Consider the following 15,417-nt stretch of genomic DNA (forward strand, 5'->3'; position numbering starts at 1 on the left):
AGACAGTCATACGATCGGAGCCGGCATGGGCGAGCAGACCACCGTGAAGTTCCCGCAAGAGGTCATCGACGAGTACGCCGAGCTCGGGGTGGACCTGCCCGCGCTCTTCTCCGCCGGGCACCTGGGCGAGCGCATGGGCGTACAGATCATCGAGGCCGCAGCGGACCGGGTCGTCGGCACGATGCCCGTCGAGGGCAACACCCAGCCGTACGGCCTGCTGCACGGCGGCGCCTCCGCCGTCCTCGCCGAGACCCTCGGCTCCGTCGGCTCCATGCTGCACGGCGGCCCCTCCAAGATCGCCGTCGGCGTGGACCTCAACTGCACCCACCACCGCGGCGCCCGCTCCGGAATGGTCACCGGGGTCGCCACCCCCGTCCACCGCGGCCGCTCCACCGCCACCTACGAGATCGTGATCACCGACGAGCACGACAAGCGCGTCTGCACCGCACGGCTCACCTGCCTGCTCCGCGACGCCCAGGGCTGAACCGTCCCCCGCGAAAGACCCGCAGGACACGGAAAGGGGCCGGGAAGCAGATGCTTCCCGGCCCCTCCTCATCGCTGAACGGACCGTCAGGCCGCGCCCTCACCGAGGTACGCCGCACGGATCCGGTTGTCCGCCAGCAGATCCGCCGCCGGCCCCGACATCGCGACCTCACCCGTCTCCAGGACGTAGCCGCGGTTCGCCAGACCCAGCGCCTGCGTGGCGTTCTGCTCCACCAGCAGCACCGTCGTGCCCTGCTTGTTGATCTCCTCGATGATCTCGAAGATCTGCTGCACGATCAGCGGCGCGAGGCCCATCGACGGCTCGTCCAGCAACAGCAGCTCCGGCTTGCCCATCAGGGCACGGCCGATCGCCAGCATCTGCTGCTCACCGCCCGACAACGTGCCCGCCTGCTGCGCGCGCCGCTCGGCCAGACGCGGGAAGAGCGTGAACACCCGGTCCATCTCGGCCATGTCGACCGAGCTGAAGCGGTAAGCGCCCATCTCCAGGTTCTCCCGCACGGTCATCGTCGAGAAGACCCGGCGGCCCTCCGGCACATGACCGATACCGAACCGCACGAGCTCGTGCGACTTGATGCCGTCGATGCGCTCACCGCGCAGCAGCACCTCACCGTGGCGCGGCTGGAGCATGCCCGAGACGGTGCGCAGCGTCGTCGTCTTGCCCGCGCCGTTACCGCCGAGCAGGGCCACGATCTCGCCCTTGCGCACGGTCAGGTCGATGCCCTTGATGGCCTCGATGGCGCCGTAGAACACGCGCATGCTCTTCAGTTCGAGCAGCGTCTCTTCCGAAGTGCCCGCCGTACCGGCGTCCTTCTGCAGCTCGGTCGTGGTGCTCACTTGCCGCTCTCCTCGTCCGCCGTCGTCCCGCCCGGCGCCGTTCCGTCCGACGACCCCGCATCGTCCGACGCCTCGTCAGAGGCATCGTCCGCCGCGGACCCGTCCGAAGCAGGCTCGTCCGAACCCGGGTCCTCGGATGCGGGCTCTTCCGAACCCGGTTCCTCGGACGCGGAGTCGGCCGACGCCGGCTCCTCCGGACCGTCCGTCGCCACATGCTGCTCCGCGATGGCGGCCTGAACCACCTCCGCGTCCTCCGCCGACGCGCCCAGGTAGGCCTCGATCACCGCCGGGTGCTGCTGCACCTCGCTCGGCGTCCCCTCGGCGATCTTCTTGCCGAAGTTGAGAACCATCACCCGGTCCGCCACCGACATCACCAGACGCATGTCGTGCTCGATGAGCAGCACGCTGATGCCCAGCTCCGTGTTGATACGGCGGATCAGCTGCTCCAGCTCCAGCTTCTCCGTCGGGTTCGTACCGGCGGCCGGCTCGTCCAGCAGCAGCACCTGCGGATCGGTGGCCAGCGCCCGCGCGATCTCCAGACTGCGCTGGTCACCGTACGACAAGCTGCCCGCGATCTCGTTGAGCTTGTCCTCCAGGCCCACGAACTTCAGCAGCCGGTGCGCACGCTCGTCACTGAGCCGCTCCGCCTTACGGGCGTTCGGCAGACCCAGCATGATCGAGACAGGGCCGGCCTTCAGCCGGGTCTCCGCCGCGATCTTGACGTTCTCCAGCGCCGTCAGCGCACCGAACAACCGGATGTTCTGGAACGTACGCGCCACACCCACACGGTTGACGATGTGCGGCTTGCTGCCCAGCAGGGACTTCTCGTCGCCGTCCTTCGAACGGAAGACGATTTTGCCCTCCTGCGGGGTGTACGCCCCGGTGAGCGAGTTGAACAGCGAGGTCTTACCCGCACCGTTCGGCCCGATCACCGCCAGGACCTCGCCCCGGCACATGTTGACGTCCACATGGTCCAGACAGGTCAACCCGCCGAACCGCAGCGTCACATCCGACGCCTGCAGCACCAGATCGGTGCCACCGGCCGAAGGCTGCGCACCGGCCGTCGCGTCGCTCTTCACGTCCGTGCTCATCAGATCTTGCCTCCCGCCGGCTCGGACATCGCGTCCGCGTCGCCGATGCCTTCCTCAGCCATCTTCAGCTCACGCTGCCTTCGCCGGGACGGCCAGACACCCTGAGGCCGGTAGATCATCATGATCACCAGCAGCGCGCCCAGATACATGTACCGGTCGGACGGGTCCACCCAGTCCTTCAGCGCCTCCGGCAGCCACACCAGGATCGCCGTACCGATCAGCACACCCGGGATCGAACCCATGCCGCCGAAGATGACGTACGCCAGGATCAGGATCGACTGCAGAAGCGGGAAGACCTCCGGGTTGATGTACCCGTACTTACTGGTGAAGATCACACCCGCGACACCCGACGTCGAAGCGCCGATCGCGAACGCCATCAGCTTGAACTGCACCGTGTTGACGCCGTTCGCCGCGGCCGCGATCTCGTCCTCACGGATCGCCGTCCACGCACGTCCCACCCTCGAGTGCTCGAGGCGCGAGAACAGGATGATCACCAGGACGATGAAGAAGACCAGCAGGTACCAGTAAGGCAGCGGCTTGATCGACCACTTGTACTCGAGACCCGCGAAGTCGATGGAGAAGTCCGGGATCAGCCGGGCACCCTGCGGACCGCCCGTGAGCCCGTCCGCGTTCTTCGCCACCAGGTAGATGATCTCGTGGAAACCGAGCGTCACGATCGCCAGGTAGTCACCCCGGAGCCGAAGCGTCGGAGCACCCAGCAGCAGACCACAGATCAGACACGTGATCACCGCGACGGGGATGACCCAGAAGTTGTTCAGCACCACCGGAGGCTCGATCGGGAGCCGGCCCGTCCAGTACGCCGTCGAGTAGGCACCCACGGCGAAGAAGGCGAAGAAGCCCAGGTCCAGCAGACCCGCCCAGCCGATCACCACGTTGAGGCCGATCGCCAGCAGCGCGAAGATCGCGATCTGGTCCACCAGCACCGTCTGCCAGGTCCGCTCAAGACCCGACGGAATGACCAGGACCAGGATCAGCAGGAGGGCGATACCACCCAGCTTCACCCGCTTGTCGGACCGCAGCCGCTCCCGCAGCGTGCCCACCGGGCCACCGGAGACAGCCGAACCGGCCGACTCCTTGGCCTTCGTGACCGCACCCTTGATCGGCGTCGCCGCGAACTCCCGCAGCGCCCACACACCGACCGTAAGACCAAGACACACCCACAGGTTGGGACCGGTGAACGTGTCCTCGATCGAGAAGAAGATGTCACGCGTGTTGCCCTGCTCGCCCGTCACCAGGGCCAGCAGCACACCCAGGGCGATCATCGCCCACAGACGGGAAAAACGCTCCGTCTGGTACCACGCCGTACGGCGCAGCTTCGACGCCGCAGACGGCGTCAGGTTCTTCGAGGTGTCGACCGTACTCATGCCGCCCTCCCCACTCGCTCACCGAGGATGCCCATCGGGCGGAACATCAGCACAAGGATCAGCACGACCATGGCCGAGACGCTGCGCCACTCGTCACCGAGCAGCGGCACCGTCATCGTCTCCACGATGCCGATCAGAATGCCGCCGAACATCGCACCGCGGATGTTGCCGATACCGCCGACGACGGCCGCGGCGAACGCGGTGATACCGGGTATGAAGCCCATCGTGTACGACACCTGGTTCAGGTTGGCGAACAGGAAGCCCGCCACACCGCCCAGCACACCGCCGATGATGAAGGTGCGTGAGATGACCTTGTCGATGTCGACGCCCATCAGACCGGCGACCTCGGCGTCCTGGGCGACCGCGCGGATGCCCTTGCCGAGCTTCGTGCGGGTCACCAGCAGGTCCAGCGCGACCATCATGACCACGGCCGTCGCGAACTGGAGCATCTGAGTGATGTTCACACCCGCGCCGAACAGCGAGAACACGGTGTGGTTGTCGTACATTTCCGGCAGCGGCAGCGGGTCACGCCCGAACAGCTTGCCGGCCAGGTTGTACAGGAAGAACGAGGCACCGATCGCGGTGATCAGGAAGATCAGCCGCGGCGCGCCACGTCTGCGTAGTGGTCGGTACGCGACCTTCTCCAGGCCGTACGCCGTGACGCCGCCGAACAGCGCCGACCCCGCCATGGCGAGAGCGACGAAGCCGATGGACGCAAGAGCGGACGGGTTGTCCCCCGGACTGACCAGCTGAAGGACGATGAGGCTGCCGTAGGCGCCGAGCATGAAGACCTCGCTGTGCGCGAAGTTGATCAGCTGCAGCACGCCGTAGACAAGGGTGTAGCCGATGGCGATGACGGCGTACAGCGAGCCGAGCATCACCCCTAGGACGAGGTAGTCCCAGAATTCCTGAAGGGACATGGAGCAGACTTCCTTGTGGGAGCTGAGCGGGCGGCGGCGCTCGTGGCGACGAGGGCGGCCCGCGGGCGAATCATTCGAAACAGTGGGAGGCACCGGTCAGGGAACCGGCCGCCCCACTTCGCGGACGGGGGCCGGGAGAACTACCGCCTCCCGGCCCCCTGTCGCATGGCATCAGCCACTAAGCCCCAGCGTCAGCCGGCCAGCTCGTTGATGTTGCCCTGGTACCCGATCTTGCCGCCCTTGACCTGGTACAGGTAGACGTCGGTGCCGGTGAACTCACCGTTCTCACCGAAGGAGAAGGTCTTCGTCAGGCCCTTGTAGGAGGCCTTCGCCAGCGCGTCACGCAGAGCCTCACGCTCGACGTCCGCACCCGACTTCTTGACCTCGGCGATGATCATGTTGGCGATGTCGTACGCCTCGGCGGAGTACGTACCCGGCGCGCGGCCGAACTCCTTCTGGTAGTCCTCGGCGAACTTCTTCGTGCCCGCCTCGACGGTGGCGTCGGTGCAGGGGCAGGTGAGGAACCAGTTCTCGGAGGCGTCACCCGCGAGCTCGACGAACTTCATGTCGTTCGTACCGTCACCGGAGATCGCCGCGCCCTTGTAGCCGGCGTCCTTCAGCTTCTTCGCGAACGGAGCCGCGTCCTGGTAGTAACCGGCGTAGATCAGCGCGTCGGCCTTGGAGTTGACGACGTCCTTCGCGGTCGCGGAGTAGTCCGGCGTCTTCTGCGGGACGGACTTCTTGACGACCTCGATACCGGCGTCCTTCAGACCCTTCTCGGCGACAGTCGCCAGGCCCACGCCGTAGTCGGTCTTGTCGTCGATCAGGTAGACCTTCTTCGCCTGCAGCTTCTTGGCGTAGTAGGTCGCCATGCCGGCGCCCTGCATGTTGTCGTTGGGGACACCGCGCAGGAAGCTGGTGAAACCGTTCTCCTTGTCCGTCAGCAGCGGGTTGGTCGCGGACGGCGAAACCGTCACCAGACCGGACTCCGCGTACAGCGGCGAAGAGGTGTTGGTCGGCCCGGAGAAGGCGGGGCCCACCACGGCGACGACGCTCTCGTCGTCGATGATCTTCTGCGCGGCGGCCGTGGCCTTGTCCGGCAGACCCTGGTCGTCACCGGCGACGTACTCGAGCTTGAAGTCGAGGTCGCCCTTGGCGTTGGCCTGGTCGATGGCCAGCTTCACGCCGTTCTGCATGTTCTCGCCCAGCGCGACGTTGTCGCCGGAGAGCGGACCCTGGAAAGCGATCTTCACGGCACCGTCGCCGCTGCCGGAGTCGCTGCCGCACCCGGTCAGGGCCAGAGCACCCACGGCCAGCGGTATAGCCATTTTGATGATGGTCTTGTTCAGCACTACGAACCCCTCGGAGCCGCGCGAACGATCTTGTCAGTGGGGGAAGTTGGCATCCCCTCACAGGACACCGCTTGTCCGGGCGGTGTGCGGGGAATGTAATCGCGCGTTCGGGCACACGGATAGGTGACCGGAAGATGTGTGATCGCCCTGTGACCTGAGTCATGCGCCGGAAACAGAACACTCCTTACCGGCGACCGGACATGTCAGCAGTGATCCACAAGTTCCCGACAAACTCCCACATGATCTTCACGACCACATTTCCGCAGACCCTGCCAACGCTCTGAACTGCGACGTTCTCCCCCGCCTCGGTCACACGACCTGGCCGGAACACGCCCCTGCGTAACCCCGCCCGCACGCCGCACAGAGCACCTCCGTCTCACCGGACGACACCCCTCCGGCCGGGTCGCGCCACCGTAGCGCGCGGAGGCCCGCCGCGCGGCCGAATCGAAAACGACCTTCACAACTTCCCCCACAACAGCACCGGGCCCCCGGTCACCAAGTGACCGGAGGCCCGCCGCAATTCAACCCATTCGTTCCGCGACCGGACGCCGCCCCTCCGCCCGTCGTCCGGACCGCCGAGCGCGCTGCCGCCGACTACTGCCCCTTCGCGGCCTTCTTCTCCTCGGCGTCCTCGATGACCGCCTCCGCCACCTGCTGCATCGACAGCCGGCGGTCCATCGACGTCTTCTGGATCCACCGGAACGCCGCCGGCTCCGTCAGCCCGTACTGCGTCTGCAGAATGCTCTTCGCCCGGTCCACCAGCTTGCGCGTCTCCAGCCGCTGCGAAAGATCCGCGACCTCCTGCTCGAGCGCCTTGAGCTCGGTGAACCGCGACACCGCCATCTCGATCGCCGGCACGACGTCGCTCTTGCTGAACGGCTTCACCAGATACGCCATGGCACCGGCGTCCCGCGCCCGCTCCACGAGGTCGCGCTGCGAGAACGCGGTGAGCATCAGGACCGGGGCGATGGACTCCTCCGCGATCTTCTCCGCCGCGGAGATCCCGTCGAGCACGGGCATCTTCACGTCGAGAATCACCAGATCCGGCCGGTGCTCCCGCGCCAGCTCCACGGCCCGCTGTCCGTCACCGGCCTCGCCGACGACCGAGTACCCCTCCTCCTCGAGCATCTCCTTGAGATCGAGCCGGATGAGCGCCTCGTCCTCGGCGATGACGACACGGGTCGTCAGGGGCGGGACGTGCGACTTGTCGTCGTCATCGGCGGTGGGCTGGGGCGACTCGGGGGCGGTCACTGGGGCTCCTCGGGGCGGGGCGTTACTGCTCCCAAGAGCCTACCGAGCTCCTGTAAGGTAGGGACACGGCGGGTGATCGCCGACCTTCATTTCGAAGGATACCCCGGTAGCCCAGCGGTAGAGGCAGTGGTCTCAAACACCATCCAGCGTGGGTTCGAATCCCACCCGGGGTACTTTCTCCTCATTTCCAAGGTCGTGCCGCTGGACGTGCCCGGTCTCGAACGGAATTCCTCCGCCTTCCCGGCCGGCTCACAGAGCATCCCCGTAGCCCGACGCGCCTCCGTCGTCCTCATGGACGCGCACGTCGGGCCGAAGTACTGACCGTCCCGCGCCCCGTTACAGGCTCTCGCCGATGCGGTGTACGCGGACCAGGTTCGTCGAGCCCGCGACGCCGGGCGGGGAGCCGGCCGTGATGACCACGATGTCGCCGCGCTCGCAGCGGCCGATGCGCAGCAGTTCCTCGTCGACCTGGGCGACCATCGCGTCGGTGGACTCGACGTGCGGGCCGAGGAAGGTCTCGACGCCCCAGGTGAGGTTGAGTTGGGAGCGGGTGGCGGGGTCGGGGGTGAAGGCGAGGAGGGGGATCGGCGAGCGGTAGCGGGAGAGGCGCTTGACGGTGTCGCCGGACTGGGTGAAGGCGACGAGGAACTTTGCGCCGAGGAAGTCGCCGATCTCGGCGGCCGCGCGGGCCACGGCGCCGCCCTGGGTGCGCGGCTTGTTCCGGTCGGTCAGCGGGGGCAGGCCCTTGGCGAGGACGTCCTCTTCTGCCGCGATGACGATGCGCGCCATGGTGCGGACCGTTTCGACCGGGTATTTGCCGACGCTCGTCTCGCCGGAGAGCATCACCGCGTCCGTGCCGTCGATGACGGCGTTGGCGACGTCGGAGGCTTCGGCGCGGGTAGGGCGGGAGTTGTCGATCATCGAGTCGAGCATCTGGGTGGCGACGATGACCGGCTTGGCGTTGCGCTTGGCGAGCTTGATGGCCCGCTTCTGCACGATCGGTACCTGTTCCAGGGGCATTTCGACGCCGAGGTCGCCGCGGGCGACCATGATTCCGTCGAACGCGGCGACGATGTCGTCGATGTTCTCGACCGCTTGCGGCTTTTCGACCTTGGCGATGACGGGGAGGCGGCGGCCTTCCTCGTCCATGACGCGGTGGACGTCGACGATGTCCTTGCCGCTGCGGACGAAGGAGAGGGCGATGATGTCGGCGCCGATGCCGAGGGCCCAGCGGAGGTCTTCGATGTCCTTTTCCGAGAGGGCGGGGACGGAGACGGCCACGCCGGGGAGGTTGAGGCCCTTGTGGTCGGAGACCATGCCGCCTTCGGCGACGGTGGTCGTGACGCGGGGGCCGTCGATGGCGGTGACCTCGAGGGCGACCTTGCCGTCGTCGACGAGGATGCGTTCGCCGCGGCTGACGTCGGAGGCGAGTCCCTGGTAGGTGGTGCCGCAGATGTGGCGGTCGCCCTCGATGTCCTCGGTGGTGATGGTGAACGTGTCGCCGCGTTCAAGCAGTACGGGTCCCTCGCGGAAGCGGCCGAGGCGGATCTTCGGGCCTTGAAGGTCCGCGAGGATGCCGATGCTGCGGCCGGTGTCGTCGGAGGCCTTTCGTACGTGGTGGTAGCGCTCCTCGTGGTCGGCGTAGGTGCCGTGGCTGAGGTTGAAGCGGGCGATGTCCATGCCGGCGTCGACGAGTGCCTTGATCTGCTCGTACGTGTCGGTTGCGGGGCCCAGGGTGCAGACGATTTTTGCTCGGCGCATGTTTCGAGCCTATGGCTTACCGGTCGGTAGAGAATTGGGCGTGCATGACTACCCAACAACCTTTACATGAAGGGCTATTGACAAGTGTTGAATTGTGCGCAGGGGCGCTCGGATGAGCAGGGGGCGCCTTCCGCTCACAATTGCGGCGGCGTCATGGTGAAGCGCGCGTTCACCTGGGCGTAGACGGTCTGGCGCTGTGGTTCGAGGTCGAGGGCGGGTGCGGCTTCTGCGCCGGCGGCTCCGGCGAAGCCGCGCGCGCTGCCGGGCGGGGCGGGCATCGCGTAGCGGGGCGGGGCGGCTTCGGCTCCGATGTCGGCGAGTTCGACGAGGGCGGAGAGGCGGCCGCCGATGGCTTCGGCGTATTCGCGGGCGCGTTGGACGGCTTCGCGTACGGCTTGGCGCCGGGCTTCGCCGTGGGCGGGCGAGTCGGGGCGCAGTGACCACCAGGGGCCGTTGACGTGGGTGAGTTCGAGGTCGGCGAGGCGGGTGGTGAGCTCGCCGAGGGCGGTGAAGTCGCTCAGTACGGCGGTGATGTGGACGCGGCCGTGGTAGGCGTGGATGCGTTCGCCGCGGCCGTGCTGGGTGAGTTGGGGTGTGACGGAGAATGCGCCGGTCTCGAGCTTTTCGACCGCCTGGCCGTACGACTTGACGAGGTCAAGTGCGGCGGCGTTGCGGCGGGTGAGGTCTTCGAGGGCGGTGCGTCGGTCCTTGCCGCGGGCGCTGATGGTGATGCCGATGCGGGCGATCTCGGGGTCGAATTCGATGCGTGCCTCGCCGCGTACGGCGACGCGCGGTTGTTCGGGGGTGGCGTAGGGGGCGGTGGGAGTGGGGGGTGTGGCGTCGTCCATGGTGTCTCCCTCGTGCGGTGGGCCGGTCGCACCACTGTCGCATCCGGCTCGGACAGTCGGCTCCGGCCGGACATCGGATCGAAACCTGGCAGGGGTGTTGCGTGGGTGGCGCGTAGGCCAGAATCTACGCGCGTTGTGCATGTGATCGAGGGAGACGAAATGCCGCTGAACCGTAGGACGTTCCTGGAGCGGTCGGCCGCCGCCGGGGTGGGTGTCGCTGTCGCGGGTGCCGCCGCCGCGCCCGCGGTGGCCGAGGAGCGGGGCAAGGACCATGGGCACGGACGTCCGCGGAAGCGGTATTCGTTCACCGTGCTGGGGACGACCGATCTGCACGGGAATGTCTTCAACTGGGACTATTTCACGGACAAGGAGTTCGACGACAAGGCGCACAACGACGTGGGCCTGGCGAAGATCTCGACGCTGGTGAACCGGATCCGTGAGGAGAAGGGCCGGAGCAACACGCTGCTGATCGACGCCGGTGACACGATCCAGGGCACCCAGTTGTCGTACTACTACGCCAAGGTCGACCCGATCACGGCGGAGCGCGGTCCGGTGCACCCGATGGCGCAGGCGATGAACGCCATCGGCTACGACGCCGCGGCGCTCGGCAACCACGAGTTCAACTACGGCATCCCGGTGCTGCGCAAGTTCGAGGAGCAGTGCGACTTCCCGCTGCTGGGGGCGAACGCGCTGGACGCGAAGACGCTGCGGCCGGCGTTCCCGCCGTACAGCATGCACCGTCTGCGCACGCCGCACGGGCGTGATGTGCGGGTGGCCGTGCTCGGTCTGACGAATCCTGGCATCGCGATCTGGGACAAGCAGAACGTGAGCGGGAAGATGGTCTTCCCCGGTCTGGAGGAGCAGGCGGCGAAGTGGGTGCCGAAGCTGCGCTCGATGGGTGCGGACGTGGTGGTCGTCTCGGCGCATTCGGGTTCCAGCGGCACGTCCTCGTACGGTGACCAGCTGCCGTACGTCGAGAACGCGGCGGGTCTGGTGGCCGAGCAGGTGCCCGGTATCGACGCGATTCTGGTGGGCCACGCGCACACCGAGATACCGGAGTACTTCGTCACCAACAAGGAGACGGGTCAGCGGGTGGTTCTGTCCGAGCCGCTGAAGTGGGGGCAGCGGCTGACGCTGTTCGACTTCGACCTGGTGTGGGAGAGGGGCCGCTGGGTGGTGGAGCGGGTCGGGGCGCAGGTCCTGAACTCGAACACGGTCGCCGAGGACCCGGAGATCACGGGTCTGCTGGGTGACGAGCACAAGAAGGTCGTGGCGTACGTCAATCAGGTGATCGGCACGTCGACGGCGGCGATGTCCACGGCCGACGCGCCGTGGAAGGACGAGCCGATCATCGACCTGATCAACCATGTCCAGGCCGAGACGGTGAAGGCCGCGCTGGCGGGCGGCGAGTTCGCGGCGCTGCCGGTGCTGTCGCAGGCGTCGTGCTTCTCCCGGACGGCGGCGATCCCGGCGGGCCGGGTGACGATCAAGGACGCGGCGGGGCTGTACCCCTTCGAGAACACCCTCGAGGCGCGGCTGATGACGGGTGCGCAGCTGAAGGAGTACCTGGAGTTCTCGGCCCGGTACTACGTGCAGACTCCGGCGGGGGCGCCGGTGGACACGTCGAAGCTGACGAACGCGAACGGGACGCCGGACTACAACTACGACGCGGTGTCGGGTCTGACGTACGAGGTCGACATCGCGAAGCCGGCGGGTTCGCGGATCGTGAAGCTGTCCTTCGAGGGTGCGCCGGTCGACCCGGCCGCGCGGTTCGTGCTCGCCGTGAACAACTACCGGGCGAGCGGGGGCGGCAATTTCCCGCACATCGCCGCGGCGCAGCAGCTGTGGGCGAATTCGGAGGAGATCCGGAACACGATCATCGCGTGGGTGCAGGCGAAGGGTTCGGTGGATCCGGCGGAGTTCGCTTCGGTGGGCTGGAAGCTGACGCGGGACGGTGTGCCGGTGTTCTAGACCTCCCCGGGTGGGCTGTCTAGCGCTGTGATTCCAGTGGCGTGAGCGGGGGCGTCTGGCCGGGAATGCCGGGCGCCTCCTGCTGCTGGAGGCCGAAGCGGGTGAAGGCGGTGCGGCGGGGCAGGGGGTAGGGCTCCTTGCCGGTGAGGGAGTTGAGGATGCTCGCGCTGCGCCAGGCGGCGAGCCCGAGGTCGGGGGCGCCGACGCCGTGGGTGTGGCGTTCGGCGTTCTGTACGTAGAGGGATCCGCTGACGGCGGGGTCGAGGTCGAGGCGGAATTCGCTGTCGACGAGGGGGCGTCCGGCACGGTCGCGGCGGATGTAGGGGTCGATGCCGGCGAGGAGCCGGGTGAGCGGGCGTTCGCGGTAGCCGGTGGCGAGGACGACGGCGTCGGTGGTGAGGCGGGAGCGGGTGCCCTGCTGGATGTGTTCGAGGTGGAGCTCGACCTGGGTGGTGGCGACCCGGCCGGCGGTGCGGACGGTGACGCCGGGTGTGAGGACGGCGTCGGGCCAGCCGCCGTGCAGGCTGCGGCGGTAGAGCTCGTCGTGGATGGCGGTGATGGTGTCGGCGTCGATGCCTTTGTGGAGCTGCCATTGGCGGGGCAGCAGCTCGCCGCGGACCTTTTCCGGCAGGGCGTGGAAGTAGCGGGTGTAGTCGGGGGTGAAGTGTTCGAGGCCGAGCTTGGAGTACTCCATGGGTGCGAAGGCTTCGGTGCGGGTGAGCCAGTGGAGCTTCTCGGCCCCGGCGGGGCGGGCGCGCAGCAGGTCGAGGAACACTTCGGCGCCGGACTGGCCCGAGCCGATGACGGTGACGTGCTCCGCGCGGAGGAGCCGGTCGCGGTGCTCCAGGTAGTCGGCGGAGTGGAGGACGGGCACGCTGGGCGCGTCGGCGAGCGGGCGCAGCGGTTCGGGTACGTACGGCTCCGTGCCGACACCGAGTGCGACGTTGCGGGTGTAGGCGCGGCCCAGTGCCTCGGCCTCGCCGTCGGGGTCGAGCTGGGTGAAGTCGACCTCGAACAGGTCGCGTTCGGTGTTCCAGCGGACGGCGTCGACCTGGTGGCCGAAGTGCAGCCCGGGGAGGTTGTCGCCGACCCAGCGGCAGTAGGCGTCGTATTCGGCGCGCTGGATGTGGAAGCGCTCCGCGAAGTAGAAGGGGAAGAGCCGGTCGCGGGCGCGCAGGTAGTTGAGGAACGACCAGGGGCTCGCCGGGTCGGCGAGGGTGACGAGGTCGGCGAGGAACGGGACCTGGAGGGTGGTGCCCTCGATGAGGAGTCCGGGGTGCCACCGGAAGGTGGACCGCTGCTCGAAGAAGGTGGTGGCGAGCCCGCCGGGGACGCCGTGGGCGAGCGCGGCGAGGGAGAGGTTGAACGGTCCGATGCCGATGCCGACGAGGTCGTAGGGGCGGTCGGGCTGCTGGGCCGGTGGGGTGGCGGTCATCGGGGGGTGCTGCCTTCCACGAGGTCGGTGAGGGTCTGCAGGGCGCCGCTGGTGGTGTGGGGGTTGAGCAGGGTGGCCTTGAGCCAGAGCCGGCCGTCGGCGCGGGCCCGGCCGAGGACGGCGCGGCCCTGTACGAGCAGGGCGCGCCGGATCTCGGCCGTCTGTTCGTCGCTCGCGCCGGTGGGCCGGAACAGGACGGTGGAGAGGGTGGGCCGTTCGTAGAGCTCGAGGCGCGGGTTCTTGTCGATGAGGTCCGCGAGGTCGTGTGCGGCGGCGCAGGTGCGGTCGACGAGGGCGGCGAGCCCGGTGCGGCCGAGTGCTTTGAGAGTGACAGCGATCTTGAGGATGTCGGGCCGGCGGGTGGTGCGCAGGGAGCGGCCGACGAGGTCGGGCAGGCCGGCGTCGGTGTCGTCCTCCGCGTTGAGGTATTCGGCGGTGTGGCCGAGCGGCGCGAGGCGGGCGGTGTCGGGTACGGCGAGGAGTCCGGCGGCGACGGGCTGCCAGCCGAGTTTGTGCAGGTCGAGCGTGACGGAGTGGGCGCGCTCCAGGCCGGTGAGGAGGTGGCGGCGTTCCGTGCTGAAGAGGAGCGGGCCGCCGTAGGAGGCGTCGATGTGCAGTTCGGCGCGGTGGCGGTCGGTGAGGTCGGCGATTTGGCCGAGGGGATCGATGCGGCCGGTGTCGGTGGTGCCCGCGGTGGCGACGACGAGGACCGGGCCGTGGAGGCGGGTCAGTGTGTCGTCCAGTGCGGCCGGGTCGTTCAGGGTGACGGTGTGCGGCCGGGGCAGTCCCAGGAGCCAGGCGGCGCGGCCGACCGAGTGGTGGGTGCTGTCGTCGCAGACGACCTGGACCGGTGTGCCGGCGCGCTCGCGGGCGAGGAGGAGGGCGAGCTGGTTGGACTCGGTTCCGCCGGTGGTGACGATGGCGTCGGGGGCGGTGTGCCGGGGGTACACCTCCGTCGCGAGTGCGCGGGTGACCTGTGCCTCCAGTTCGGAGGCGGCGGGTGCCTGGTCCCAGGAGTCCATGGACGGGTTGAGCGCGGAGGCGGCGAGGTCGGCGGCGACGGCCAGTGCGAGGGGCGGCGTGTGGAGGTGGGCCGCGCACAGGGGGTCGGCGGGGTCGGCGGCGCCGTGGGCGACGGCGCGGACGAGGGTGCGCAGGGCGGGGGCGGCGCCGGCGCCGTGCTCGGGGATCACGTCCCCGAGGCTCTGGCGCATCCGTGCGGCGACGGCGTCGGGCCCGCCGGCGGGTACGGGGCCGCCGCGGGCGATCGCGCCTTCGCCGAGTGCGTCGAGCACGAGCGCGAGCAGGGGGCGCAGGGCGTCGGGGCCGGTGATTCCTCCCGCGAGGGGCGGGGTGTTCATGAGGCGGGGTCCTTCGGCGAGGCGCGGGGGTGTCACACGACGGGTGTCACCCCACGGTGTCGAGGGGCCCGGCGGGGCGCCCGCAGATCTCAACGATCGGAACCCGAAAGTGGTATCGCCTTGCGGGAGGGATGGGGCTGGGGGGTGGCGGCTGGTATGGGGTGGGGTGCGGGGCCGCTGCGGGGGCTGCCCGGGCGTGGGGTCCGCTGGCGGGGGCGGGGCCGCTGCGGGGGCTGCCCGGGCGCGGGGTCCGCTAGCGGGGGCGTGGCCGCCGGGCGGGAGCGTGGCGCGAGGGCCTCGCCGCCGCGGGCGCGTGGTCCGCTGCGCGGAGTTTGTCCCCTCCCCGCCCCTTCCCGAAACCGGGGCAAGCCCCGGACCCCGTACCGCCCTGCGCGGGCGTGGTCCGCTGCGCGGGGCATGGCCCTTGGACGCGCGGGATCCGCTGGCGGGGGCGGGTTCGCCGGGCGGGAGCGTGGCCCCTGCCGGGGACGGGCTCCGCTGCCCCGGCGCGGGGCCGCTACGCGAGGGCGTGGCCGCCGGGCGGGAGCGTGGCGCGAGGGCCTCGCCGCCGCGGGCGCGTGGTCCGCTGCGCGGAGCTTGTCCCCTACCCGCCCCTTCCCGAAACCGGGGCAGGCCCCGGACCCCGTACCGCCCTGCGGGCGGCGTACCGCGCTCCGCGCGGTGCCCTCAATCTCCCCCTACGG

Annotated in this window: 12 protein-coding genes and 1 tRNA gene; 3 read left to right on the forward strand and 10 right to left on the reverse strand. The window is 68.9% G+C overall.

Annotated features, from left to right (window positions below; translation table 11 throughout):
• Positions 1-25 precede the first annotated feature (25 nt).
• The gene (locus AB0K36_RS31390; RefSeq protein WP_189472554.1) at positions 26-484 is read left to right on the forward strand and encodes a PaaI family thioesterase; all 459 of its coding nucleotides are present in this window, start codon (positions 26-28) and stop codon (positions 482-484) included.
• An 86-nt stretch (positions 485-570) separates the two neighbouring features.
• On the opposite strand, the gene AB0K36_RS31395 is transcribed toward AB0K36_RS31390, so the two are convergent.
• From AB0K36_RS31395 to AB0K36_RS31420, 6 genes are all read right to left on the reverse strand, one after another.
• Positions 571-1,338 (reverse strand): ABC transporter ATP-binding protein, encoded by a 768-nt coding sequence (locus AB0K36_RS31395; protein WP_189472556.1) that lies wholly within the window; start codon positions 1,336-1,338, stop codon positions 571-573.
• Entirely contained in the window at positions 1,335-2,429 is a 1,095-nt protein-coding gene (locus AB0K36_RS31400) for an ATP-binding cassette domain-containing protein (RefSeq protein ID WP_364600717.1), read from the reverse strand. The genes AB0K36_RS31395 and AB0K36_RS31400 overlap by 4 nt, the downstream gene beginning before the upstream one ends.
• Positions 2,429-3,814 (reverse strand): branched-chain amino acid ABC transporter permease, encoded by a 1,386-nt coding sequence (locus tag AB0K36_RS31405; RefSeq protein ID WP_364600719.1) that lies wholly within the window; start codon positions 3,812-3,814, stop codon positions 2,429-2,431. Before AB0K36_RS31405 ends, AB0K36_RS31400 begins: the two co-directional genes overlap by 1 nt.
• Positions 3,811-4,734, reverse strand: coding sequence for a branched-chain amino acid ABC transporter permease (locus AB0K36_RS31410; protein ID WP_159693019.1), 924 nt, complete (start codon positions 4,732-4,734; stop codon positions 3,811-3,813). Before AB0K36_RS31410 ends, AB0K36_RS31405 begins: the two co-directional genes overlap by 4 nt.
• A gap of 191 nt (positions 4,735-4,925) precedes the next feature.
• Positions 4,926-6,062, reverse strand: a complete 1,137-nt coding sequence (locus AB0K36_RS31415) for a branched-chain amino acid ABC transporter substrate-binding protein (RefSeq protein ID WP_435877977.1) — start codon at positions 6,060-6,062, stop codon at positions 4,926-4,928.
• A 618-nt stretch (positions 6,063-6,680) separates the two neighbouring features.
• Positions 6,681-7,337, reverse strand: coding sequence for an ANTAR domain-containing response regulator (locus AB0K36_RS31420; RefSeq protein ID WP_189472564.1), 657 nt, complete (start codon positions 7,335-7,337; stop codon positions 6,681-6,683).
• Between the two features lie 100 nt (positions 7,338-7,437).
• On the opposite strand from AB0K36_RS31420, the gene AB0K36_RS31425 reads away from it, so the two are divergent.
• A tRNA-Leu gene (locus tag AB0K36_RS31425) sits at positions 7,438-7,510 on the forward strand.
• Between the two features lie 163 nt (positions 7,511-7,673).
• Here AB0K36_RS31425 and pyk read toward each other — a convergent pair.
• Both pyk and AB0K36_RS31435 read right to left on the reverse strand, forming a co-directional pair.
• Positions 7,674-9,098 (reverse strand): pyruvate kinase, encoded by a 1,425-nt coding sequence (pyk, locus tag AB0K36_RS31430; RefSeq protein WP_364600723.1) that lies wholly within the window; start codon positions 9,096-9,098, stop codon positions 7,674-7,676.
• Between the two features lie 134 nt (positions 9,099-9,232).
• Positions 9,233-9,946: an SIMPL domain-containing protein gene (locus tag AB0K36_RS31435; RefSeq protein WP_307705832.1), complete on the reverse strand. Its 714-nt coding sequence runs from the start codon at positions 9,944-9,946 to the stop codon at positions 9,233-9,235.
• Positions 9,947-10,105: 159 nt separating this feature from the next.
• On the opposite strand from AB0K36_RS31435, the gene AB0K36_RS31440 reads away from it, so the two are divergent.
• Positions 10,106-11,917 (forward strand): bifunctional metallophosphatase/5'-nucleotidase, encoded by a 1,812-nt coding sequence (locus tag AB0K36_RS31440; RefSeq protein ID WP_364600725.1) that lies wholly within the window; start codon positions 10,106-10,108, stop codon positions 11,915-11,917.
• Positions 11,918-11,936: 19 nt separating this feature from the next.
• Here AB0K36_RS31440 and AB0K36_RS31445 read toward each other — a convergent pair whose 3' ends face one another.
• Positions 11,937-13,352 (reverse strand): lysine N(6)-hydroxylase/L-ornithine N(5)-oxygenase family protein, encoded by a 1,416-nt coding sequence (locus tag AB0K36_RS31445; RefSeq protein WP_364600727.1) that lies wholly within the window; start codon positions 13,350-13,352, stop codon positions 11,937-11,939.
• Positions 13,349-14,713, reverse strand: a complete 1,365-nt coding sequence (locus AB0K36_RS31450) for a pyridoxal phosphate-dependent decarboxylase family protein (RefSeq protein ID WP_364600729.1) — start codon at positions 14,711-14,713, stop codon at positions 13,349-13,351. The genes AB0K36_RS31445 and AB0K36_RS31450 overlap by 4 nt, the downstream gene beginning before the upstream one ends.
• Between the last annotated feature and the right edge of the window lie 704 nt (positions 14,714-15,417).

Origin of the sequence: Streptomyces kurssanovii, assembly GCF_040677245.1 — a bacterium.
Taxonomy (GTDB): domain Bacteria; phylum Actinomycetota; class Actinomycetes; order Streptomycetales; family Streptomycetaceae; genus Streptomyces; species Streptomyces kurssanovii.